The organism is Kitasatospora sp. NPDC056138 (assembly GCF_042264695.1).
Classification (GTDB): domain Bacteria; phylum Actinomycetota; class Actinomycetes; order Streptomycetales; family Streptomycetaceae; genus Kitasatospora.
This window is the reverse complement of sequence record NZ_JBHJVK010000012.1, coordinates 111740-135622: the sequence shown is the minus strand read 5'-3', so window position 1 is coordinate 135622 and position 23883 is coordinate 111740. Positions and strand designations below refer to the sequence as shown.

The 23883-nt window shown below is 71.4% G+C and carries 19 protein-coding genes; 7 read left to right on the top strand and 12 right to left on the bottom strand.

The annotated features are described in order from the left end of the window. Positions 1 to 135 precede the first annotated feature (135 nt). The 7 genes from gap to uvrA form a co-directional block, all read right to left on the bottom strand. Positions 136 to 1140 (bottom strand): type I glyceraldehyde-3-phosphate dehydrogenase, encoded by a 1005-nt coding sequence (gene gap, locus ACFC1R_RS11415; protein ID WP_375936363.1) that lies wholly within the window; start codon positions 1138 to 1140, stop codon positions 136 to 138. A gap of 337 nt (positions 1141 to 1477) precedes the next feature. Further along, entirely contained in the window at positions 1478 to 2458 is a 981-nt protein-coding gene (whiA, locus tag ACFC1R_RS11410) for a DNA-binding protein WhiA (RefSeq protein ID WP_045300574.1), read from the bottom strand. Further along, entirely contained in the window at positions 2449 to 3540 is a 1092-nt protein-coding gene (yvcK, locus tag ACFC1R_RS11405) for a uridine diphosphate-N-acetylglucosamine-binding protein YvcK (protein ID WP_375936359.1), read from the bottom strand. Before yvcK ends, whiA begins: the two co-directional genes overlap by 10 nt. Before the next feature lie 45 nt (positions 3541 to 3585). Further along, a complete protein-coding gene (gene rapZ, locus ACFC1R_RS11400; protein ID WP_375936356.1) occupies positions 3586 to 4491 on the bottom strand; it encodes an RNase adapter RapZ in 906 nt (301 codons plus the stop codon). Between the two features lie 124 nt (positions 4492 to 4615). Beyond that, positions 4616 to 6613 (bottom strand): excinuclease ABC subunit UvrC, encoded by a 1998-nt coding sequence (gene uvrC, locus ACFC1R_RS11395; RefSeq protein ID WP_375936353.1) that lies wholly within the window; start codon positions 6611 to 6613, stop codon positions 4616 to 4618. 95 nt (positions 6614 to 6708) lie between these two features. Then, positions 6709 to 7212 (bottom strand): Rieske (2Fe-2S) protein, encoded by a 504-nt coding sequence (locus tag ACFC1R_RS11390; RefSeq protein WP_375936350.1) that lies wholly within the window; start codon positions 7210 to 7212, stop codon positions 6709 to 6711. Positions 7213 to 7512: 300 nt separating this feature from the next. Beyond that, positions 7513 to 10425, bottom strand: a complete 2913-nt coding sequence (gene uvrA / locus ACFC1R_RS11385; protein ID WP_375936347.1) for an excinuclease ABC subunit UvrA — start codon at positions 10423 to 10425, stop codon at positions 7513 to 7515. A 348-nt stretch (positions 10426 to 10773) separates the two neighbouring features. Between uvrA and ACFC1R_RS11380 the strand changes: the two genes are divergently transcribed. Next, positions 10774 to 11526 carry a maleylpyruvate isomerase family mycothiol-dependent enzyme gene (locus tag ACFC1R_RS11380; RefSeq protein ID WP_375936345.1) on the top strand — a complete coding sequence of 251 codons (753 nt, stop codon included), beginning with the start codon at positions 10774 to 10776 and terminating at the stop codon, positions 11524 to 11526. A 101-nt stretch (positions 11527 to 11627) separates the two neighbouring features. Then, on the top strand, positions 11628 to 12281 hold the full coding sequence (locus tag ACFC1R_RS11375) for an MBL fold metallo-hydrolase (RefSeq protein WP_375936342.1): 654 nt from the start codon (positions 11628 to 11630) through the stop codon (positions 12279 to 12281). A 75-nt stretch (positions 12282 to 12356) separates the two neighbouring features. Here the strand turns inward: ACFC1R_RS11375 and ACFC1R_RS11370 are convergent, their stop codons facing one another. From ACFC1R_RS11370 to zapE, 4 genes are all read right to left on the bottom strand, one after another. Beyond that, positions 12357 to 13331, bottom strand: coding sequence for a TerC family protein (locus tag ACFC1R_RS11370; RefSeq protein WP_375936339.1), 975 nt, complete (start codon positions 13329 to 13331; stop codon positions 12357 to 12359). Between the two features lie 243 nt (positions 13332 to 13574). Then, complete coding sequence (locus ACFC1R_RS11365) at positions 13575 to 14156, bottom strand: TerD family protein (RefSeq protein WP_375936336.1); 582 nt, start codon at positions 14154 to 14156, stop codon at positions 13575 to 13577. Positions 14157 to 14401: 245 nt separating this feature from the next. Next, positions 14402 to 16495, bottom strand: a complete 2094-nt coding sequence (uvrB, locus tag ACFC1R_RS11360; protein ID WP_375936333.1) for an excinuclease ABC subunit UvrB — start codon at positions 16493 to 16495, stop codon at positions 14402 to 14404. A 171-nt stretch (positions 16496 to 16666) separates the two neighbouring features. After that, positions 16667 to 17797 (bottom strand): cell division protein ZapE, encoded by a 1131-nt coding sequence (gene zapE, locus ACFC1R_RS11355; protein ID WP_375936330.1) that lies wholly within the window; start codon positions 17795 to 17797, stop codon positions 16667 to 16669. Here zapE and ACFC1R_RS11350 point away from each other — a divergent pair. The 5 genes from ACFC1R_RS11350 to ACFC1R_RS11330 all read left to right on the top strand — a co-directional run bounded on the left by ACFC1R_RS11350 (position 17796) and on the right by ACFC1R_RS11330 (position 23433). Further along, positions 17796 to 18593 carry a pyrimidine reductase family protein gene (locus ACFC1R_RS11350; RefSeq protein ID WP_375936327.1) on the top strand — a complete coding sequence of 266 codons (798 nt, stop codon included), beginning with the start codon at positions 17796 to 17798 and terminating at the stop codon, positions 18591 to 18593. The genes zapE and ACFC1R_RS11350 overlap by 2 nt on opposite strands. A gap of 112 nt (positions 18594 to 18705) precedes the next feature. Beyond that, the gene (locus ACFC1R_RS11345) at positions 18706 to 19164 is read left to right on the top strand and encodes an indole-3-glycerol phosphate synthase (RefSeq protein ID WP_375936324.1); all 459 of its coding nucleotides are present in this window, start codon (positions 18706 to 18708) and stop codon (positions 19162 to 19164) included. A gap of 124 nt (positions 19165 to 19288) precedes the next feature. Then, on the top strand, positions 19289 to 20692 hold the full coding sequence (gene murC, locus ACFC1R_RS11340; RefSeq protein ID WP_375936321.1) for a UDP-N-acetylmuramate--L-alanine ligase: 1404 nt from the start codon (positions 19289 to 19291) through the stop codon (positions 20690 to 20692). A gap of 31 nt (positions 20693 to 20723) precedes the next feature. Next, on the top strand, positions 20724 to 21128 hold the full coding sequence (gene msrB, locus ACFC1R_RS11335; protein WP_375936318.1) for a peptide-methionine (R)-S-oxide reductase MsrB: 405 nt from the start codon (positions 20724 to 20726) through the stop codon (positions 21126 to 21128). 124 nt (positions 21129 to 21252) lie between these two features. Continuing rightward, the gene (locus tag ACFC1R_RS11330) at positions 21253 to 23433 is read left to right on the top strand and encodes a restriction endonuclease (protein ID WP_375936315.1); all 2181 of its coding nucleotides are present in this window, start codon (positions 21253 to 21255) and stop codon (positions 23431 to 23433) included. Positions 23434 to 23567: 134 nt separating this feature from the next. Here the strand turns inward: ACFC1R_RS11330 and ACFC1R_RS11325 are convergent, their stop codons facing one another. Then, entirely contained in the window at positions 23568 to 23690 is a 123-nt protein-coding gene (locus tag ACFC1R_RS11325) for a hypothetical protein (RefSeq protein ID WP_375936312.1), read from the bottom strand. Positions 23691 to 23883 lie beyond the last annotated feature (193 nt).

The window sequence follows — 23883 nt, the reverse complement described above, 5'->3', positions numbered from 1 at the left end:
CTCCCGGGGGAAGGTGACGCCTGGCGACGGCACAGCACCGTGCCATGAGGAAGAGTGAGGGTGCGCAGAGGAAGGGCCCGGACGGCTCGACTGCCTTCCGGGCCCTGCCCCTTACATCACGTCAGCTCCGGCAGGTCAGAGCTGGCCACCGACGAGGGTGGTCAGGTTGACCAGGCGGTTGGAGTAGCCCCACTCGTTGTCGTACCAGCCGAAGACCTTGACCTGGTTGCCCTGGACCATGGTCATCAGGGAGTCGAAGATCGTGGAGAACGGCGAGTTCACGATGTCGGAGGAGACGATCGGGTCCTCGGTGTACTGCAGGATGCCCTTGAGGCTGCCCTCGGACGCCTTCTGGAAGGCCGCGTTGACCTCCTCGACGGTGACCTCGCGCTCCAGCGTCACGACCAGGTCGGTGATCGAGCCGGTCGGGACCGGGACGCGCAGCGAGGTGCCGTCCAGCTTGCCCTTGAGCTCCGGCAGGACCAGCGCGGTGGCCTTGGCGGCACCGGTCGAGGTCGGGATGATGTTGATCGACGCGGCGCGGGCGCGGCGCAGGTCCTTGTGCGGGAAGTCCAGGGTGACCTGGTCGTTGGTGAACGCGTGGACCGTGGTCATCAGGCCCTTGACGATGCCGAAGTTCTCGTTCAGCACCTTCGCCAGCGGCGCCACGCAGTTGGTGGTGCAGGAGGCGTTGGAGATGACCGTGTGGTTCGCCGGGTCGTACTTGTCGTCGTTGACGCCCATGACGATGGTGACGTCCTCGTCGGTGGCGGGCGCCGAGATGATGACCTTCTTGGCGCCGGCGGTGACGTGCTTCTTGGCCGCCTCGGCCTTGGTGAAGATACCGGTGGACTCGATGACGACGTCCGCACCCAGCTCGCCCCAGGGGAGGTTGGCCGGGTCGCGCTCGGCGATGACCTTGAAGGTCTTGCCGTCGACGGTGATGCTGTCGGAGGTGTGGCTGACCTCGCCCGGGAAGGTGCCCAGGATCGAGTCGTACTTGAGCAGGTGTGCCAGGGTCTTCGTGTCGGTCAGGTCGTTGACACCGACGATCTCGATGTCCGCGCCCTGGGCCTTAACCGCACGGAAGAAGTTGCGGCCGATGCGGCCGAATCCGTTGATGCCTACCCGGATCGTCACGAACCGATCTCCTTATTAGGTACGTCGGCCCTATTGCCGACGGGGTGGAATTTGGGATGTCCCCGACCACCCACGACCCTACCTCTCCCGGGCTCGCCTGGGCACATCGCCTCTCCGTCAAGCCCATGGCGTGGCGGCCCCGCAGGCCCTCCCCGGCCCCTCGGTCCCACCCCGGCAGGGCAGTTGATCCGGGCCGCCCGACGGCCTGCTACCTGCGCCGGTGACGCGGGGGGCGAAACCGGGGTCGGCGGCCCCGGCACGGAACGGCCGGTGTCCACGATGTGGTACACCGGCCGTTCGGAAGATGAAACGGTGCTACTCCGTCAATCGGATCCGGTCAATTGAGCGCCATCTCGTCCGTCAGGTTGGCCTCGGTGCTGGGCAGGCCCAGCTCGGCGGCGCGCTTGTCGGCCATCGCCAGCAGCCGGCGGATCCGTCCGGCCACCGCGTCCTTGGTCAGCGGCGGGTCGGCGAGCGCCCCCAGCTCCTCCAGCGAGGCCTGCTTGTGCTGCATCCGCAGCTGACCCGCGGCGGCCAGGTGCTCGGGCACCTCGTCCCCGAGGATCTCCAGTGCGCGGGCCACCCTGGCACCGGCCGCGACCGCCGCGCGGGCCGAGCGGCGCAGGTTGGCGTCGTCGAAGTTGGCCAGCCGGTTGGCGGTGGCCCGGACCTCGCGGCGCATCCGGCGCTCCTCCCAGGCCAGCACCGACTCGTGCGCGCCCAGCCTGGTCAGCAGCGCACCGATCGCGTCGCCGTCCCTGATCACCACCCGGTCCACCCCGCGCACCTCGCGGGCCTTGGCCGGGATGCCGAGCCTCCGGGCCGCGCCGACCAGCGCCAGGGCCGCCTCGGAACCCGGACAGGTGATCTCCAGGGAGGAGGACCTGCCCGGCTCGGTCAGCGAGCCGTGCGCCAGGAAGGCCCCGCGCCAGGCCGCCTCCGCGTCACACGTCGCCCCGGAGACCACCGCCGGGGGCAGTCCCCGGATCGGCCGCCCGCGCCCGTCCACCAGCCCGGTCTGCCGGGCCAGCAGTTCGCCGTCCTTCACCACCCGCACCACGTACCGGCTGCCGCGTCGCAGGCCGCCGGGGGCCATCACCACCAGGTCCGAGGAGTGTCCGAAGATCTCCAGCAGGTCCTTGCGCAGCCGTCGCGCCGCCATGCCGGTGTCCAGCTCCGCCTCGATCACGATCCGGCCGCTCACAATGTGCAGACCGCCCGCGAACCGCAGGATCGCCGAGACCTCCGCCTTGCGGCAGCAGGCCCGGGTGACGGGGAGCCGGCTGATTTCGTCCTTCACCGCTGCCGTCATCGCCATGGGCCGATCCTTCCATGTGTCCGGAAAATCCGGTCGTACGCAGCCGCCAAGAGCTCCGGGTCGTGTCGCGGTGTCCCGTCCGTCCTGGCCACCTTGCCGAGGACCAGGGCGGCGCCCATCCGCTCGGCGGCCTTCTCCAGGCCCTCCAGGTCGGCCACCCCGAAGGCCCCGCCGGTGACCGCCTGCTCGTCCACCAGGATCGCATCCACCGCCAGCTCCGGGGCGTGGTCGGCGATCACCTCCAGGTGGCGCTGCGGGGTGAAGCCCTCGGTCTCCCCCGGTTGCGGGGCCAGGTTGAGGGTCAGCAGCCGACGGGCCCGGGTCTCGGTGAGCGCCTTGGCCAGCTCGGGGACCAGCAGGTGCGGCAGCACGCTGGTGAACCAGGAGCCCGGACCGAGCACCACCCAGTCCGCCTCCAGCACCGCCTCCACCGCCTCCGGCACGGCCGGCGGCTCCTCGGGCAGCAGTCGGATCGACTGGACCGTGCCGGGGGTGACGGCGACGTCGGCCTGGCCCCGGACGAAGCTGATCTCGTCCGGGCGCTCCGGGTCGTGGCCGCGCACCTCGGCCTCGATGTCCAGCGGGACGGCCGACATCGGCAGCACCCGGCCCTGTACGTTGAGCAGGCGGCCGACCCAGTTGAGCGCCTCCACCGGGTCGCCCAGCTTCTCCCAGAGCGCGACGATCAGCAGGTTGCCGACCGCATGCCCGCCGAGCTCGCCGTCCCCGGTGAAGCGCTGCTGGATCACCTCGGACCAGGTGCGGCCCCAGTCGTCGTCGCCGCAGAGTGCCGCCAGCGCCTTGCGCAGATCCCCGGGCGGCAGCACACCGAGCTCGGTGCGCAGCCGTCCGCTGGAGCCGCCGTCGTCGGCGACGGTGACCACGGCGGTGAGCTCGGTGGTCAGGCGGCGCAGCGCCGAGAGCGAGGCGGACAGCCCCTGGCCCCCGCCCAGCGCGGTGATTCTGGGCGCGCCTGGGCGAGGCCTGGGTGCCGCCTGTTCTCGCCGGTCGGCAGACCTGTGCTGGAGCTGCTGCCGCACTGGCGAGTATCCCGTCACACCGACCCCACGTTCCTGTTTCATACCCCGGTGAGCGGCCGGCGGGGCGGTGTTGTCACTCCCGCAGGCTCACTCCCTGCCCATGTCGCGGTGGACCAGCACCGTTTCAACGCCGTCCGCGATCAGACGTTTCGTCAGACGCTCGGACATCGCGACGCTGCGATGCTTGCCACCGGTGCAGCCTACGGCAAGGGTCATGTAGCGCTTGCCCTCCCTGCGGTACCCCTCGGTCACGATCTTGAGGAGCTCGGCGTAGCCGTCGAGGAACTCGTTGGCCCCGGCCTGCTGGAAGACGTAGTCGGCGACGTCACCGTCGGTGCCGGTACGGGCCCGCAGCTCGGGCACCCAGTGCGGGTTGGGCAGGAACCGGCAGTCCACCACCAGGTCGGCGTCGACCGGAAGACCGTACTTGAAGCCGAACGACATCACGGTGGCCCGCAGCTCGGGCTCGTCGTGGTCGCTGAACTGCGCGTCCATCTTGCTGCGCAGCTGGTGGACGTTGAGGTTGGAGGTGTCGATCACCAGATCGGCCTCGCCGCGCAGGTCGCGCAGCAGCTCGCGCTCCTGGCTGATGCCGTCGACGATCCGGCCGTCGCCCTGCAGCGGGTGCGGGCGGCGGACCGACTCGAAGCGGCGCACCAGGGCGTCGTCCGAGGACTCCAGGAAGACCACCCGGAGCCGGACGCCGCGCTTCTCCAACTCGTCCAGGGAGGTCAGCAGGTCGTCGAAGAACTTGCGGCCCCGGACGTCGACCACGACGCCGATCCGGGGCACCGCGCCCTGGGAGCGGGCGCCGAGGTCGACCATGGTCGGAATGAGGGCCGGCGGGAGGTTGTCGACGACGAACCAGCCCAAGTCCTCCAGACACTTGGCGGCGGTGCTGCGGCCGGCTCCGGACATCCCGGAGATGATCACCAGCTCTGGGGCGCTCTCTCCCCCGGCCTTCGGCTGGGAGGTCCCCCCCTGCTCGGACACTGTCACTTCGGTTCCCCGCTTTCGGTGGTTCTGCTGAGGAGAACGCGTCTGGCGTCGCCGGGCATCCCTGTCTCACCCGCGGGAGTGAAACCGGAGCACGAGGACTGACGGGCGGCGTCGGCCGTCACGGCGTCTCCTGCGGTGCGTCGTCTTCAATGATCTCGCCGGTTGCGGTGTTCACCGCAGGTGCGGCCGGTGTACGGGAGGCCAACGCTGCGGCAACAGTTTCCGCCGTCCGCCTGCCGATGCCCGGGACCTCGCAGAGTTCGTCCACGGTGGCCGCGCGCAGTTTCTTCAGCGAGCCGAAGTGCTTGAGCAACGCTTTCCGGCGAGTCTCGCCGAGACCTGCGACGGAGTCCAGCTCCCCCGCCGTGAACCGCTTGGCGCGCTTGCTGCGCTGGTACGTGATCGCGAAGCGGTGCGCCTCGTCGCGGACCCGCTGGAGCAGGTACAGGCCCTCGCTGCTGCGCGGCAGCACCACCGGGTCGTCCTCACCGGGCAGCCAGACCTCCTCAAGGCGCTTGGCCAGCCCGCAGAGTGCGACGTCGTCGATGCCCAGCTCGTCCAACGCCCGCTTGGCGGCGGCGACCTGGGGCTGACCGCCGTCGACCACCAGCAGCTGGGGCGGGTAGGCGAAGCGGCGCGGACGGCCGGTCTCGGAGTCGACCGGGCCGCTCGCGGTGGTCTCGTCGTCCTCCTCCGGGACGGCCCACTCGCCGGTCTGCTCTCGCTCCTGGAGGTAGCGGCGGAAGCGCCGGCTGATCACCTCGTGCATCGAGCGGACGTCGTCCTGGCCCGCGAACCCCCGGATCTGGAACCGGCGGTACTCGCTCTTGCGGGCCAGCCCGTCCTCGAAGACCACCATCGAGGCGACCACGTCGTCGCCCTGGAGGTGCGAGATGTCGAAGCACTCGATCCGCAGCGGGACGGAGTCCAACTCCAGGGCGTCGGTGATCTCCTGGAGGGCCCGGCTGCGGGTGGTCAGGTCGGAGGCGCGCTTGGTCTTGTGCAGCGCCAGCGCCTGCTGGGCGTTGCGCTGGACCGTGGCCATCAGGTCCTTCTTGTCGCCGCGCTGCGGCACCCGCAGGTCGACCTGGGCACCGCGCAGGCCGGTGAGCCACTGCTGGACGGGCTCCAGCGGCCGGGGCAGCTCGGGGACCAGCACCTCGCGCGGGACGGACTCGGTGCCGCCGCCGTAGAGCTGCTGGAGCGCGTGCTCGACCAGGGCGGCGGTGTCGACGTCCTCGACCTTGTCGGTGACCCAGCCGCGCTGGCCGCGGACCCGGCCGCCGCGGACGTGGAAGATCTGCACGGCGGCCTCCAACTCGTCCTCGGCGAGGGCGAACAGGTCGGCGTCGGTGCCGTCGCCGAGGACCACCGCGTTCTTCTCCATCGCGCTTCTGAGGGCGGCGATGTCGTCGCGCAGCCGGGCCGCGCGCTCGTACTCCATCGCGACGGCGGCCTCCTGCATCTGCTGCTCCAGGCGGCGCAGGTAGCCACCGGTGCGGCCGGCCATGAAGTCGCAGAACTCCTCGGCCAGCGCGGCGTGTTCGGCCTGCGAGACCTTTCCGACGCAGGGCGCGGCGCACTTGCCGATGTAGCCGAGCAGACAGGGCCGGCCGACCTGCCGGGCGCGCTTGAACACGCCGTTGGAGCAGGTGCGGACGGGGAAGACCCGCAGCATCAGGTCGACCGTCTCGCGGATCGCCCAGGCGTGCCCGTACGGACCGAAGTAGCGCACGCCCTTCTTGTGCGCCCCGCGCATCACCTGGACCCGGGGGAACTCCTCGCCCAGGGTGACCGCGAGCTCCGGGTAGCTCTTGTCGTCGCGGTACTTGACGTTGAACCGCGGGTCGAACTCCTTGATCCAGGAGTACTCCAGCTGGAGCGCCTCGACCTCGGTGGCGACCACCGTCCACTCCACCGAGGCGGCGGTGGTGACCATGGTCGCCGTCCGCGGATGCAGGCCCGCGATGTCCTGGAAGTACGAGGACAGGCGCGGCCGCAGGCTCTTGGCCTTGCCGACGTAGATGACCCGCCCGTGCGCGTCACGGAACTTGTAGACACCGGGCGAGGTCGGGATCGCACCGGGCGCCGGGCGGTACGTGGAGGGGTCGGCCATGCCTCTACCGTACCGATCCGCACCGACACTCCGGAGGCCGTCCCGAACACCGGTCACGGTGACCGGTGTTGTATGGGAGCGGCGTGGACCGGCGGTCAGGCGGGTGTGACCTCGAGGCTGCCGCCCTGCACGGTGACCTTGTACTCCGGCAGCGGGCTCGGCGCCGGGCCGTCCTGGACGGCACCGTCCGCGATCGCGAAGCGGCTGCCGTGACAGGGGCACTGGATCTGGCCGTTCGCGACCTTGTCCACGACGCAGCCCGCGTGGGTGCAGACGGCACTGAACGCCTTGTACTGACCGGCCGTCGGCTGGGTCACCACGATCTTCTTCTCGCGGTAGACCGCGCCGCCGCCGACCGGGACGTCCGTCGCCGGGCCGACGGAGACCGGACTGGCCGGCTGGCCGGCGGCCTTGGTCGACTTGCCGCCGGCGGCGCCCGTGGCCGAGCTGTCGCCGGTGGACGAGGAGGAAGCGGACGAGGAACAGCCGCTGACCGCGACTGCACCGCCGACGGCCAGCACGGCGCTCGCGCCGCACAGCAGCGTCCGGCGGGAGGTCTCGGGCGTGGCGGCAGTGGGGTTCTCGACGGCCTCGGACATCGGTGGCGTCTCCCTCGGGGCGGGGTAGGGGCAGGACCGGCGGCAGTCTATGCCCGCAACCTTTGAACGCCCGACCGGCCTCCTCGGGAGCACGGGGAGACCCCTCGGGGGCGCGGGGAGCCGCGCGACCGACCGTGCACGGTCCGAGCCACAGGGCACCCGGTCAGCCGTGCACCGCCAGGGGCGCGGGGAACCGTGCGCGGGACCACGCGCCTCCGTGGAGGGCTGGTCGCGCGGTTCCCCGCGCCCCTGATGTGCCGGCCCGATCGCGCTCGGCCCCCGGGCTCCCGGGGGAAGGCGCTACTTCTTCGCGGCGGCCCGCTTGCGGGGGGCGGCCTTCCTCGGCTTGGCCGGGGCCGGGGCGTCGACCTGGCCGTCGCCCAGGATGTCGCGGAGGAACTTGCCGGTGTGGCTGGCCGTGGTCGCGGCGATCTCCTCGGGCGTGCCCTCGGCGACCACCGTGCCGCCGCCGCTGCCGCCCTCGGGGCCCATGTCCACGACCCAGTCGGCCGTCTTGATCACATCGAGGTTGTGCTCGATGACGATCACGGTGTTGCCCTTCTCCACCAGGCCGTCGAGCACCTTGATCAGCTTGCTGATGTCCTCGAAGTGCAGGCCGGTGGTGGGCTCGTCCAGCACGTAGACCGTCCGCCCGGTGGAACGCTTCTGCAGCTCGGAGGCGAGTTTGACGCGCTGCGCCTCACCGCCGGACAGCGTCGGCGCGGACTGGCCGAGCCGGACGTAGCCGAGGCCGACGTCGTTGAGGGTGCGCAGGTGGCGGGCGATCGCCGGGACGGCCTCGAAGAAGTGCAGGGCCTCCTCGATCGGCATGTCCAGCACCTCGGAGATGGACTTGCCCTTGTAGTGGACCTCCAGCGTCTCCCGGTTGTAGCGGGCGCCGTGGCAGACCTCGCAGGGGACGTAGACGTCCGGCAGGAAGTTCATCTCGATCTTGATGGTGCCGTCGCCGGAACAGTTCTCGCAGCGGCCGCCCTTGACGTTGAAGGAGAAGCGGCCCGGCAGGTAGCCGCGGACCTTCGCCTCCTGGGTCTCCGCGAAGAGCCTGCGGACGTGGTCGAACACGCCGGTGTAGGTGGCCGGGTTGGACCGCGGGGTGCGGCCGATCGGCGACTGGTCGACGTGCACCACCTTGTCCACCAGGTCGGTGCCGGTGATCCGGGTGTGCCGGCCGGGGACGCTGCGGGCGCCGTTCAGCTCGCGGGCGAGGTGGGTGTAGAGGATGTCGTTGACCAGGGTGGACTTGCCCGAGCCCGAGACACCCGTGATCGCGGTGAAGGTGCCGAGCGGGAAGCCGACCGTGACGTCCTGGAGGTTGTGCTCGCGGGCGCCGTGCACGGTGATCTGCCGCTTCCTGTCCCGGTCGCGGCGGGCGGCCGGGATCGGGATGGAGCGCTTGCCGGAGAGGTACTGGCCGGTCATCGACTCCTTGTTGGCCAGCAGCTCCTTCAGCGATCCGGAGTGCACCACCTTGCCGCCGTGCTCACCGGCGCCGGGGCCGATGTCGACCACCCAGTCGGCGGTCTTGATGGTGTCCTCGTCGTGCTCGACCACGATCAGGGTGTTGCCGATGTCACGCAGCCTGACCAGGGTCTCGATCAGGCGGTGGTTGTCCCGCTGGTGCAGGCCGATGGACGGCTCGTCCAGCACGTACAGCACGCCGACCAGGCCGGAGCCGATCTGGGTGGCGAGCCGGATGCGCTGGGCCTCGCCGCCGGAGAGGGTGCCCGCGGCCCGGTTCAGCGAGAGGTAGTCCAGGCCGACGTCGACCAGGAAGCGCAGCCGCTCGTTGACCTCCTTGAGCACCCGCTCGGCGATCTGCTTGTCCCGCGCGGTCAGCTTCATCGCACCCAGGAACTCGGCGCAGTCGCTGATCGACATCGCCGAGACGTCCGCGATCGACTTGTCCTGGATGGTGACCGAGAGGATCACCGGCTTGAGGCGCGTGCCCCGGCAGGTCGGGCAGGGCACCTCGCGCATGTACCCCTCGAAGCGCTCCCGGCTGCTGTCGCTCTCCGCCTCGGAGTGGCGGCGGGTGACGAACGGGATCGCGCCCTCGAAGGAGGTGGTGTACGAGCGGTCGCGCCCGTAGCGGTTGCGGTAGCGGACCTCGATCTGGGTCTTGTGCCCGTACAGCAGCGCCTTCCTGGCGCGGGCGGGCAACCCGGCCCAGGGGAGGTCGGTGCGGAAGCCCAGCTCGCCTGCGAGGGCGTCCACCAGGCGCTGGAAGTACTCCTTGGTGTGGCCCTGGGACCACGGGTGGATCGCGCCGTCCTCCAGCGAGCGCTCCGGGTCGGGGATGACCAGCTCGGGGTCGACCTCCATCCGGTTGCCCAGGCCCGAGCAGTCCGGACAGGCGCCGAACGGGGAGTTGAAGGAGAAGGAGCGCGGCTCCAGCTCCTCGAAGGAGACGTCGTCGTACGGGCAGTAGAGGTGCTCGGAGAACATCCGCTCGCGCTCGGGATCGTCCTCCGGCAGATCCACGAAGTCGAGCACCACCATGCCGCCGGCCAGCTTGAGGGCCGTCTCGACGGAGTCCGTCAGGCGCCGCTTGGCGCTCTCCTTGACGGTGAGGCGGTCGATGACCACCTCGATGGTGTGCTTCTCCTGCTTCTTCAGCGTGGGCGGCTCGGTCAGCTGGACGGTGACGCCGTCCACCCGGGCACGGGCGTAGCCCTTGGACTGGAGGTCGGCGAAGAGGTCGACGAACTCGCCCTTGCGCTCGCGCACCACCGGGCTGAGCACCTGGAAGCGGGTGCCCTCGGCGAGTTCGAGCACCCGGTCGACGATGGCCTGCGGGGACTGCTTGGCGATCGGGCGGGAGCAGTGCGGGCAGTGCGGCTTGCCGATCCTGGCGAACAGCAGACGCAGGTAGTCGTACACCTCGGTGATGGTGCCGACCGTGGAGCGCGGGTTGCGGTTGGTGGACTTCTGGTCGATCGAGACCGCCGGGGAGAGGCCCTCGATGAAGTCCACGTCGGGCTTGTCCATCTGGCCGAGGAACTGGCGCGCGTACGAGGACAGCGACTCGACGTACCGCCGCTGGCCCTCGGCGAAGATCGTGTCGAAGGCCAGCGAGGACTTGCCGGACCCGGAGAGGCCGGTGAAGACGATCAGGGAGTCCCGCGGCAGGTCGAGCGAGACGTTCTTGAGGTTGTGCTCGCGAGCACCGCGGACGATGAGGCGGTCTGCCACTGCTTCTGGCGCCTTTCCCGGGGGAGATGGCTTCGACGACTGCGCAGCCGGCCGGCGATGGGGCCGGCTCCATAGTCAAGTGAGCAATCGAGTGATTTCTTCCAGCTTGCCGCAAGTCAGCCTACTAGCTCAGACGTTCGATTATCGAGCCTGTCCAGCCGAGACCACCCGAACGAGTGAAGGGCCGCCCCCGAGCCCCTCCCCCGGTGGGAGAAACCCCCTGCTCATGAACCCTGCGGGCCGGTAGCGTCACCGGTGTCCGTCGCCGATGCCGGTGTCCGTCACCGGTGTCAACGAGCACGCACCCGTCCGGGCAACGCTCCGGCCGGGCCCCGCACTGGAGGAACCATGGCCGATGCCGAGACCGTCACCGCCGCACTGAAGGCCGTCGCGGAGTCCACCGACCGGCTGCTGCACACCGTCACCGAGCTGGACCCCGGGAGCGTCGGGGAGCCGTCCGCGCTGCCCGGCTGGAGCCGCGGCCACGTGCTGGCCCACCTCTCCCGGAACGCCGACTCCCTGGTCAACCTGCTGGACGGCGCCCGGACCGGCCGGGACATCCCCCAGTACGCGAGCGAGACGGACCGCGAGGACGGCATCCGGTCCGGCGCCGCCCGCCCGCTCACCGAGCAGCTCGTCGACCTGGAGGCCAGCGGCGCACGGTTCGCCGAGGCCGCCGCCAAGCTGTCCGACGCCGACTGGAGCGCCCCGGTCCGGCACCGCAGCGGCGCGGTCTTCCCGGCCCTGCACCTCCTCGCCAAGCGCCGCCAGGAGGTGGAGTACCACCATGTCGACCTCGCCGCCGGCTACACCCCCGAGCACTGGCCCGAGGACTTCGCCGCCGCCGAACTGGTCCGCCTCGCGGGGCAGTTCGCCGTGGCACAGGTCCCGGCCGTGCTGCTTCTCGCCGAGGACACCGGCACCCGGGCGCAGCTCGGTCCGCTCGGTGCCGAACCCGGGCTGACCGCCGAGGGCCCCCTCCGGGCACTCACCGCCTGGGTCTCCGGCCGCTCGGCCGGGGCCGGCCTGCGGCTTGGGCGCGGCGGCGAGCTGCTGCCGGACGCCGTCCGCGCACTGCCACAGCTTCCGCCGCTGGGCTGAGCGGGCCATGATTCAGTTGACCGGCACGACCAGTGGCCGGTGCCGGTCGCTCGGTACGAGTGCCCGGCACCGGCCCAGGACTGACGAGGAGCAGCGACGCGATGACGTACCACGGAGCGGTGAAGGTCGGCGGCCCGCCGGCCGTGCGGGAGCTCGCCCACCTGATCATCACCAAGATCGCGGTCGGCCCGTTCGAGAACAACGCGTACCTGCTGCGCTGCCGGGCCACCGACGAGCAGCTGCTGATCGACGCCGCCGCCGAGGCGCCGCTGCTGCTGGAGTCGGTCGGCGAGCAGCTGGCCACCGTGGTCACCACCCACCAGCACCACGACCACTGGGCCGCGCTCGGCGAGGTGGTCGCCGCGACCGGTGCGCGGACGGCGGCCGGCCGGATCGACGCCCCGGGCATCCCGGTGCCCACCGACCTGCTGCTGGACGACGGGGACGTGCTGCGGGTCGGCCAGGTCGAGCTGCGGGTCCGCCACCTGGCGGGCCACACCCCGGGCGCGATCGTGCTGGTCTACGACGACCCGCAGGGCCACCCGCACGTGTTCACCGGCGACTGCCTCTTCCCGGGCGGGATCGGCAACACCCAGAAGGACCCGGAGCGGTTCGCCCGGCTCTTCCGGGACGTCACGGAGAAGATCTTCGACGCACTGCCGGACGAGGCCTGGGTCTACCCCGGCCACGGCGGTGACACCACCCTCGGCGCCGAGCGCCCGCACCTCGAGGAGTGGCGCGAGCGCGGCTGGTGAGCGCGGTCGGGGCGCGGTTCCCCGCGCCCCGGCCCCGTCCTCGAACCTCGACCTCGAACCCGGCCCCGGCCCCGGCTAGCCCTCCACCTCCGCGGGGCTCTCCTGCGCTGCCCTGCGGGAGGCGACCAGGCTGGTGGTCGTGGTGACGGCCAGGACCAGCACGATGAAGCCCAGCGAGAACGGGATGCCGATCTCCGGCACGTGCACACCGCTCTCGTGCAGCGCGTGCAGCACCAGCTTGACGCCGATGAAGCCGAGGATCACCGACAGGCCGTACGAGAGGTGGACCAGCTTCTTCAGCAGGCCGCCGATCAGGAAGTACAGCTGGCGCAGACCCATCAGCGCGAAGGCGTTGGCGGTGAAGACGATGTACGGGTCCTGGGTCAGGCCGAAGATCGCGGGGATCGAGTCCAGCGCGAACAGCACGTCGGTGGTGCCGATGGCCAGCATCACGATCAGCATCGGCGTCATCAGCCGCTTGCCGTTCTCCCGGATGAAGAGCTTGGTGCCGTGGTACTTGTCCGTCGAGGGGAAGCGCTGCTCGATGGACTTGAGCAGGCGGTTCTCCTCGAACTCCGCGTCCTCCTCGTCGGCGCGGGCTTCCTTGATCAGCTTCCAGGCGGTCCAGATCAGGAAGGCGCCGAAGATGTAGAAGACCCAGGAGAAGGTGGTCACCAGGGCGGCGCCGCCGGCGATGAAGACCGCACGCAGGACGAGCGCGATGATCACGCCGACCATCAGCACCCGCTGCTGGTAGATCCTGGGCACCGCGAACTTGCTCATGATCAGGATGAACACGAACAGGTTGTCCACGCTGAGCGACTTCTCGGTGATGTACCCGGCGAAGAACTCACCGGCCGGCTGCGAGCCGGAGTGCCACCACAGGAAACCGCCGAACAGCAGCGCCAGGACGACCCAGACCACCGTCCAGGTTCCGGCCTCCCTGATCGACACCTCGTGCGGCTTGCGGCCGCCGATGAAGAAATCGGCCACGACCAGTGCGATCAGCACACCGATGGTGCCGACCCACAGGCCCACGGAAACGTCCACTTTCTGCTCCTCCGGCAAGTAGGCGAGTCATGCACGTCACTGCCGGAGGTCTCTTCCGCCCGTGTGCCCCCACGCGAGAACACACGGGCCAGCGCCCCGGGGCGCACCGCCACAGAAAGGGGGCGCCCGTGCTGACGGGACAACTGCGGGGGAATACTCCCCTCCGCTGCCGTCAACACTAACAGGATTTCCAAGAGAAGGTAAAGAAGGTAAAGGACCGTCAGGGGGGACCGCGGGGCGCCCCTACAGATAGGGCTCGATCGCGGGCAGCAGGTCCTGGAACGTCCGGGACTTGGCCGGGGCGCCGATGGCCTGCATGCCCCAGCCGCCGCCGGGCTCCCGGAACACCTTGGCCATGATCTGGCCGGTGTGCGGGCCGCCGCCGGTCAGCTCGTAGCGGGCCAGCTCCTGGCCGGTGCTCTCGTCCACCAGGCGGCAGTGCGCGTTCTGCACCTCGGTGAAGGTCTGGCCGGTGTAGGAGCTGACGGTGAAGACGATCTGGGTGATGTGCGCGGGGACGTGCGTCAGATCAACCAGGATCGACTCGTCGTCGTCACCCGCGCCCGACCCGCCGACCAGGTTGTCCCCGGTGTGCCGGACCGAGCCGTCGTTGCTGATCAGGTGCTGGAAGAAGACCACGTCGGACGGGGTCTTCTCGGCGTAGAGCAGGGCGGAGGCGTCCAGGTCGATCTCCCGCCTGCGCAGGCCGAACAGCCCGCGCTTGGGCGCCGCCGCCCAGCCCAGGCCCATCCGGACCAGACTCAGCGACTCGCCCGAGCCCTTCTGCAGGCTGACTCGTTGGCCCTTGGCCAGATTCACCGACACGGTGCTGTCCTCTCTCTCCTCAGCCCGGCGGGCGGGTCGCCCGCTGCGGCTGCACGGCGGATCACCCCGTTGCCGTCCCCCGGCTGAGGCCCCCAAGGTGCGCGCCTCCCCCGTCGGCGCCGGTGCCCGGACAGGCCCCGCACCTGCGAGGGAGTACCCGCAGGCCAGCCTAGGGCCTGCGGGTACACGTCTGTCGATGGCCTACCCGCTCGCACCGGGGACGAGACCTCGGCACCGCGCAGAAGTCAGGCCATCCCGGCCTCGCGCATCTGCCGCAGCTCCTTCTTCAGCTCACCGATCTCGTCCCGCAGGCGGGCCGCGACCTCGAACTGGAGCTCCGCCGCGGCGTTGTGCATCCGGTCCGTCAACTGCTGGATCAGATCCGCGAGTTCCGCCGCCGGGAGGCTCTTGGCCGGCTTGCGGTCGGCGCCCAGCGCGGGCACCGGAGCGGCCTTGCCCTTCTCCCTGCCGCGGTAGCCGGTGGCGAGCAGCTCCTCGGTGTCCATGTCCTCCCGGGCCAGGGTGTCCAGGATGTCGCCGATCTTCTTGCGCAGCGGCTGCGGGTCGATGCCGTGCTTCTCGTTGTACGCCTGCTGGACGGCGCGGCGGCGGTTGGTCTCCTCGATCGCCAGCTCCATCGCCGGGGTGATCCGGTCCGCGTACATGTGCACCTGGCCCGAGACGTTGCGGGCGGCGCGGCCGATGGTCTGGATCAGCGACGTCCCGGAGCGCAGGAAGCCCTCCTTGTCCGCGTCCAGGATCGCCACCAGGGAGACCTCGGGCAGGTCGAGGCCCTCGCGGAGCAGGTTGATGCCGACCAGTACGTCGTACTCGCCGGCCCGCAGCTCGCGCAGCAGCTCGACCCGGCGCAGGGTGTCGATGTCGCTGTGCAGGTAGCGGACCCGGATGTCGAGGCCGAGCATGTAGTCGGTCAGGTCCTCGGACATCTTCTTGGTCAGCGTGGTGACCAGGACCCGCTCGTCCTTCTCGACCCGCTTGCGCACCTCGTGCACCAGGTCGTCGATCTGGCCCTCCGTCGGCTTGACGATCACCTCGGGGTCGATCAGGCCGGTCGGACGGATGATCTGGTCGACCACGCCGTCGCCGCGCGAGAGCTCGTACTTGCCGGGTGTCGCGGAGAGGTAGACCGTCTGCCCGATCCGGCCGAGGAACTCCTCCCACTTCAGCGGACGGTTGTCCATCGCCGAGGGCAGCCGGAAACCGTGCTCGACCAGCGTCCGCTTGCGGGACGCGTCGCCCTCGTACATCGCGCCGATCTGGGGCACCGTCACGTGCGACTCGTCGATCACCAGGAGGAAGTCCTCCGGGAAGTAGTCGAGCAGCGTGTTGGGGGCCGTGCCGGGCTCGCGGCCGTCGAAGTGCATCGAGTAGTTCTCCACGCCGGAGCAGCTGCCGATCTGGCGGAGCATCTCGATGTCGTACGTGGTGCGCATGCGCAGGCGCTGGGCCTCCAGCAGCTTGCCCTGCTTCTCCAGGGTGGCCAGGCGCTCCTCCAGCTCCTTCTCGATGCCGGTGATCGCGCGCTCCATCCGCTCCGGGCCCGCCACGTAGTGCGAGGCGGGGAAGACGTAGACGGAGTCGTCCTGGCTGATGATCTCGCCGGTGAGCGGGTGCAGGGTGTAGAGCGCCTCGATCTCGTCGCCGAACATCTCGATCCGGACGGCGAGTTCCTCGTAGACCGGGAAGATCTCGACGGTGTCGCCCCGGACCCGGAAGGTGCCGCGGGTGAAGGCGACGTCGTTGCGGGTGTACTGGATGTCCACGAAGCGGCGCAGCAGCGCGTCCCGGTCGATCTCCTCGCCGACCTTGAGCGGGACCATCCGGTCCACGTACTCCTGCGGGGTGCCGAGGCCGTAGATGCAGGAGACCGAGGCCACCACGACCACGTCGCGGCGCGTCAGCAGCGAGTTGGTGGCCGAGTGGCGCAGCCGCTCGACCTCCTCGTTGATCGAGGAGTCCTTCTCGATGTAGGTGTCCGTCTGCGGGACGTACGCCTCGGGCTGGTAGTAGTCGTAGTACGAGACGAAGTACTCGACCGCGTTGTTGGGGAGCAGCTCGCGGAACTCGTTGGCCAGCTGGGCGGCCAGGGTCTTGTTCGGCGCCATCACCAGGGTGGGACGCTGGAGCTTCTCGATCATCCAGGCGGTGGTCGCCGACTTGCCGGTGCCGGTGGCGCCGAGCAGGACGACGTCCTTCTCGCCCGCCCGGATCCGGCGCTCCAGCTCGGCGATGGCCGTCGGCTGGTCGCCGTTGGGCTGGTAGGGGCTGACGACCTCGAAGGGCGCCACTGACCGCTCGATACTCGTGATGGGTCGCACGAGTCCACCGTACGACCCGCCACCGACAACGCGGACCGGCCGGTACCGGTCCCGGCCCGCGAAGGGCACGCAAAGGACGCAGGCGCGGCACCGGTCCGGTCCGGCGGCGGCAGCGCCGGCCGAGTCGCGCCCCCTCCCGTCCCCGGGCACCGGGGCGGCCGCCCGCCGGCGTCAGGCGGACTTGGCGCTGTCCCGGGCCAGGGCGACCAGGCGGGATATCGCGCGCAGGTACTTCTTGCGGTAGCCGCCGCGCAGCATCTCCTCGGTGAAGACCTGGTCGAACGGGAGGCCGGAGGCGGTGATGGGCAGCTCGCGGTCGTACATCCGGTCGGCGAGGACGACCAGGCGCAGGGCGGTGGACTGGTCGTCGACCTGGTGGACACCGCGCAGGAAGACCGCCTGGACGTCGTCCAGCAGGGCGCCGTAGCGGCTGGGGTGGACGGCCTTGAGGTGCTCCAGCAGACCGTCGAAGTCGTCCAGCGAGGCGCCCGGCGTGCGCGCGGCCCGCTCGGTGACCACCTCGTCGGTGTACGGGGGCGGGGCCTCGGGCAGGCCGCGGTGGCGGTAGTCCTGGCCGTCGATCCGCAGCGGGCGGAAGTGGGCCGACAGGCCCTGGATCTCGCGCAGGAAGTCGGCGGCGGCGAACCGGCCCTCGCCGAGCTTCTCGGGCAGGGTGTTGGACGTGGCGCAGAGCTTGACGCCGTTCTCGACCAGGCGGCTGAGCAGGGTGGAGACCAGCACGGTGTCACCCGGGTCGTCCAGCTCGAACTCGTCGATGCACAGCAGCCGGTGCCCGGACAGGGTCTCGACGGCGCCCTTGAAGGTGAGCGCGCCGACCAGGTTGGTGAGCTCGACGAAGGTGCCGAACGCCTTGGGGCCCGGCGTGGCGTGCCAGAGCGAGGCGAGCAGGTGGGTCTTGCCGACGCCGTAGCCGCCGTCGAGGTAGATCCCGGCGGGCCCGCTGGGCGCGGGGGCGGCGCGGCGGAACCAGCTCCGCCTGGGGGTGGTGCTCCCGCTGTTGAGCGAGGCGGCGAACTGCTCCAGGACCTGGACGGCCTCGTACTGGCTGGGCTGGGAGGAGTCCGGCAGGTAGCTGCCGAAGCTGACGCCGGCGAACCGCGGTGGCGGCACCATCTCGGCGACCAGCCGCTCGGCGGGCACGAGGGGCCGGCGGTCGGCGAGGGCGACCGGTCCGGCGGCGGCTATGGCGTCGGCGGACGCCGGGGCGGCCGTGGTGTCGGGGTGTGAGGCAGCGGGCACGTCAGTAAAGGGTACGCGCCTCCGTGGAAGACTCGGTCCCATGCATCAACTGATCAGCCCGCTCGGCCCGCCCCGGCAGGACGTCTCGTCCCTGGAGTCGCTGGCCGCCGTGTACGCGTACCCCGAACAGGTCGGGCAGGGCCGGGCCTGGCTGCGGGCCAACATGGTCGCCTCGCTGGACGGCAGCGCCCGGCTCGAAGGGCTCTCCGAGGGCCTGTCCGGGGACGCCGACAAGCGGATCTTCGGGGTGCTGCGGGCGCTCTCGGACGTGGTGCTGGTCGGCGCCGAGACGGTCCGCGCCGAGGGCTACCGGCCGGCCCGGGCCCGGGCGGAGTTCGCGGCGGCCCGCAAGGAGGCCGGGCAGGCGCCGGCCCCGGCCGTCGCGATCGTCTCCCGCAGCCTGGCGCTCGACCTGTCGGCACCGCTGTTCACCGAGCCCGTGGTGCGCACGGTGGTGATCACCACCGAGGACTCCCCCGCCGACGCCCGCCGTGCGGTGGCCGAGGTCGCCGACGTGGTCGTCGCGGGCGAGGGCTCGGTCGACGTGACCCGGGCGGTGGCCGCGCTCACCGAGCGGGGCTGGACCCGCCAGCTGACCGAGGGCGGCCCCCGGCTGCTCGGCGAGCTGGTGGCGGCCGGGCTGCTGGACGAGCTCTGCCTCTCGCTGGCGCCGCTGCTCACCGGGGGCGGGGCGCCGCGGATCGCCCAGGGCGCGGAAATCCCTGGCGTGCAGCGGATGCGACTGGTGTCATTGCTGGAGCAGAAAGGTTTCCTCTTCACCCGGTATCTACGCCCGGCGGCCCCGTCCTCCCCGCCCGTTCGGGATCCGGCCCGGTGACCCCGCCCCACCCGTGGCTCATGTGGCGCGTGTGCAGCGTGAGGAAAGCATCCGCCGGGCACTATGGGAGGGGACACCGGACCCGGGGGCCTGCGACTGCGAAGGGACTCACGTGTTCAAGACGGTACTGATGATCGAAAAGGCGCTCTCCGACGCCGATGTGGAACTGGTCACCACGCTCCACGGCGACGAGCAGGTCTCGTTCGTCGTCCTGATGCAGCCCCGCGGCAAGCAGGACGAGCTGCTCCGCGCCCTCGACGACGTGGCCCTGGGCCACCTCGACAAGGCGGTGCACGAGCACGAGGAGTCCGGGGCCCCCACCGTCGCGAGCGAGTCCCTGGAGCACAGCCTGCGCCACCTGCGGACCGCCGGGGCCGAGGCGAGCGGCGAGGTGGTCGAGGAGAATCCGCTGGACCGGCTGCGCGAGGTGGTCGAGCACAGCAGCGCCGACGAGGTCCTGGTCCTGACCTCCCCGCACTTCGTCGAGGAGTTCTTCCACCGCGACTGGGCCTCCCAGGCGAGACACAAGGTCGGCGTCCCGGTCCTCAAGCTGTTCGCCAGCGACTCCTGAAGGTCCCCGTCCCGGTAGTGCAGAATCGTCCTTGCGGAACGCCCGCAAGGACGATTCGCGTCTCACCACGCCCGACCGCCCCACTCGGCCACGCCCGCCGGCCCGACCTCGTACGGAGCACGCCTTGAACGACGCCGCGCACGACCTGCACGCCCCGCACTTCATCGGAATCGGCGGCGCCGGCATGTCCGGACTGGCGAAGATCCTCGCGGTCCGCGGCGCCAAGGTCTCCGGCAGCGACGCCAAGGAGTCCGAGACCGTCCTGGCGCTGCGCGCCCTCGGCGCGGACGTCCACGTCGGCCACGCCGCCGAGCACCTCCCGACCGGGACCAGCAGCGTCGTGGTCTCCAGCGCGATCCGCTCCGACAACCCCGAGCTGGCCGCCGCCCACCTGCGCGGCATCCCGGTGGTGCACCGCTCCGACGCGCTGGCCGCGCTGATGGGCGGCCGCCGGGCGCTCGCCGTCGCCGGGACGCACGGCAAGACCACCACCACCAGCATGCTCGCCGTCAGCCTCGCCGAGCTGGGCCTGGAACCCTCGTACGCGATCGGCGGCGACCTGGACGCCCCCGGCTCCAACGCCCACCACGGCGCCGGGGACATCTTCGTGGCCGAGGCGGACGAGAGCGACCGCAGCTTCCACAAGTACGCCCCCGAGGTCGCGATCATCCTCAACGTGGAGCTCGACCACCACGCCAACTACGGGTCGATGGAGGAGATCTACGAGTCCTTCGAGACCTTCGTCGGCCGGATCGTGTCCGGCGGCACCCTGGTGATCTCCGCCGACCACGCCGGTGCCCGCGAGCTGACCTCCCGGGTGCGCGGCCGAGGCGGGCTGAACCTGGTCACCGTCGGCTCCGCCGAGGACGCGGACGTCCGGGTGCTCTCGGTGGCCCCGCGCGGCATGACCAGCGAGGTCACCGTGGAGCTCGACGGCGCCGAGCTGACCTTCACCGTCTCCGTCCCCGGCCGCCACTACGCGCACAACGCCGTCGCCGCGCTGGCCGCGGGTGTCGCGCTGGGCATCCCCGCGCAGGACCTGGCCAAGGCGATCGGCAGCTACACCGGCGTCCGCCGGCGCCTCCAGCTCAAGGGCGAGGCCGCGGGCGTCCAGGTGATCGACTCCTACGCCCACCACCCGACCGAGATGACCGCCGACCTGGAGGCGATCCGCGAGGCGGCCACCGGGCGGGTGCTGGTGGTCTTCCAGCCGCACCTGTTCAGCCGGACCCAGCAGCTGGCCGAGGAGATGGGCCGGGCCCTGGCGCTGGCCGACGCCTCGGTGGTGCTCGACATCTACCCCGCCCGCGAGGACCCGATCCCCGGCGTCACCAGCGAGCTGATCATCGACGCCGCCCGCCGGGCCGGTGCCGACGTCCGCGCCGAGCACGCCTTCGCCGCCGCGCCCGCGCTGCTGGCCGGACTGACCCGGCCGGGCGACCTGCTGCTCACCATGGGTGCGGGCGACGTCACCAACCTCGGCCCGGAAATCCTCGAGCACCTCGCGAGCGTTGCAACCAACGCCTGAACCGAGCCCTGACGTCGCCGAGGAGCCCGCGATGAGTTACGAGATCGAGAAGTCCGACGCCGAGTGGCGCGCCCAGCTCAGCCCCGAGGAGTACCACGTGCTCCGCCAGGCCGGCACCGAGCCGCCGCACGTCGGCGAGTACACCGACACCAAGACGGTGGGCGTGTACAGCTGCCGGGCCTGCGGAGCCGAACTGTTCAGCAGCGAGACCAAGTTCGACAGCCACTGCGGCTGGCCCTCGTACTACGCACCGCTGGCCGAGGACCGGGTGGAGTACCTGGCCGACGAGTCGCACGGCATGCGGCGGGTCGAGGTCCGCTGCGCGCGCTGCGGCGGCCACCTCGGGCACGTCTTCGAGGGCGAGGGCTACGGCACCCCGACCGACCAGCGGTACTGCATCAACAGCATCTCGCTCACCCTGAAGCCCGCCCCGTAGCCGGCTGCCCGGGGGCGCTCCGAGCCGGGGCGCCCCCGCGGGGGCGTTGCCGGACACGTGCCGGCGGGCCCGGCTCATCTGCCAGACTGATCATCTGTCAGAACGGGCGAGAGAGGGACCAGGGGTGGCACGGCGACGCAGCTCAGGAGTACTGACCATACTGGCTGAGGCGCAGCGCCAGCAGGCCCGGCAGCAGGAGGCGCAGCGGCGGGCCGCGGTGGCCGCCCAGCGGCAGTACGAGCGGGAGCAGCGCGAAGCCCAACGGGCCGCCGCGCAGGGCCAGAAGGAGGCGCTCCGCGCCTACCAGCAGGGCCGGGAGGCGGACGCCGCCCGGCGCACCGCCGAGCTGGAGGAGCGCGTGGCCGCGCTGCGCGGAGTGCTCCAGAGCGGCCTGGGCGGGCCGGTGTTCGCACTGGCGAACCTGCAACGCCCGGCCGTGGTGCCGCCGTTCGACCCCGGGCCGCTCGGCGTCCCGGTCCCGATGCCGGACCAGACCCGCTACCTGGTGCCGCCGCTGACGGGCCTGCAGGCGGCGAACCCGACCGCCCGGCGCCAGTACGACGAGCAGTCCGCGCACGCCCGGGCCCGGTTCGAGCAGGACTGGCACGCCGCCCAGGCCGCCGACCAGCAGCGGCGGCAGCAACTCGACCAGTACCGGGCGCAGTACGAGGCCTGGGCCGCCGACCGACGCCGGGCCGCGACCGGCCACGCCGAGCAGGCCGTCCGGCTGGCCGCCGAGCTGCGGGGCGGCTCGGCGGCCGCGGTGGCCGAGTTCTTCGAGACCGCGCTGGGCTGGCGCGAGGACTGGCCGGAGGGGTTCCCGCAGGACTGCGTGACCGCCTGGGACGAGGCCGCCGGGCAGCTCGTGGTGGACTGGCGGCTGCCGGGCTTCGAGGTGGTCCCGGAGATCGCCAGGTACCGCTACGTGAAGTCCACCGACCAGGAGGCCGAGGTCGCCCGGTCCGCCACCGAGCGGAAGGCCGTCTACCGCGAGGTGCTGGCCCAGTGCGCGCTGCGGGTGCTCGCCGAACTGTTCCTGGCGGACGCCGACGGGCGCCTCGCCTCGGTGGTCTTCAACGGCTTCGTGGAGGCGGTCGACCCGGCCACCGGGCGCGAGGAGCAGCGCTACCTGGTCTCGGTGGCGGTCGAGCGGGCGGTCTTCGGCGCGGTCGCGCTCGACCGGGTCGAGGCGATCGACTGCCTGGTGGACGGCCTGCAGGGACGGCTCTCGGCCCGGCCGGAGAAGCCCGAGGCGGTACGCACCGAGCGGCTCGCCGAGGAGGTCGGCAGCTTCGGGACGGACGGCTCCGACGAGGACCCCGACCTCTTCGCGATGGACCCGCTGGACTTCGAGAAGCTGCTCGCCGAGCTGTTCCGCCGGCTCGGCTACCAGACCCGCACCACCGAGCGCAGCGGGGACGACGGCGTGGACGTCATCGCCGAGAACCCGGACCCGATCACCGGCGGCCTGTTCGTGATCCAGGCCAAGCGCTACCGCAAGACGGTGAGCCCGACCGCCGTCCGCGACCTCGACGCGACCATGGCCCACTTCGGCGCCAACAAGGGCATCCTGGTCACCACCTCGGGCTTCGGCCCCGGCTCCCGCCGGTGGGTCGAGGGCAAGCCGCTGACCCTGATCGACGGGCCGATGCTGGTCCAGCTGCTCAAGGAGAACGGGCTGCCCGGACGGCTCGGTCCCGCCACCCTCCCCCTCCCCGCCCAGGCCGCACCGGCCGGGGCCGCCGCGCCCGGCACCGAGCCGGTGCCGCTCACCCCCGGCGCGAACGTGGTCCTGCCGGCCGCCGAACTCGCCGAGCTGTCGGTGCGGTTCGGCTCCGCCGGGGCCGAGGCCGACCTGACGCTGCTGCTGCTCACGGCCGACGGCACGGTCCGCGGCGACGAGGACTTCGTCTTCTACCACCAGCCCGGTGCCGAACGCGGGGCCGTGGTCCTGCACCCCAAGCAGGGCGCGGGCGGCGACCGGACCACCGAGAGCGCCACCGTACGGCTGCTCGCCCTCCCGGCGGCGGTCCACCGGGTCGCGGTGTCGGTGAACATGGACACCGACACCGGCGCGAGCTGCGCCGAGCTGCTCGGGGCGACCTTGGAGGTGCGCGGCGCCGCGGGCTCGGCCTGGGCCTTCCGGCCGCCCGCCGACCCGGCGGTCTCGGCGATGCTGGTCGCCGAGCTGTACCGCCACCGGGCGGGCACGCCGGACGAGGTCTGGAAGCTGCGGGCGGTCGGCCAGGGCTGGTCGGACGGCCTGGCCGGTCTCGCGCGGGCGCACGGGGTGCAGGTGTCCTGAGCGGCGTCCGGCTGCGGGCGCCGTCCGGGTGGACCGCGGCGAAGGCGGCCGGCCGACCGGTTCGGCGACCAGCAGGCGGTCGTGCCGGCCAAAGGCGGCGTCGGCGACGGTCCGGCGGACGGCGTCGGGAGTCATCAGGAGGTGCGGGCGGCCCCGCTGTACGCGGCGGAGGCCGCCTCGGCGTCGGCGGGACGGACGTCACGGATCATCAGGGTCGCATGCCGGTCACGGTGGCCATCGGCCGCGACCGCGCGCATCCGGTTCTCACCGGGTGGTGGAAAGCTCAAGTTCAGCTCTGAGTTTGCCGGGTGCGGGTTGGCAACCGGCCGCCCCGGATAGACCCTCTGCAAGGGGGACGTGAGAGCGCAACGACGCCCTCTCTCCGGTCTGATGACACGTACATCCCATTCTCTGACTCAATTGTTCTGTCCGACGCTGTTCGGCGAGCCC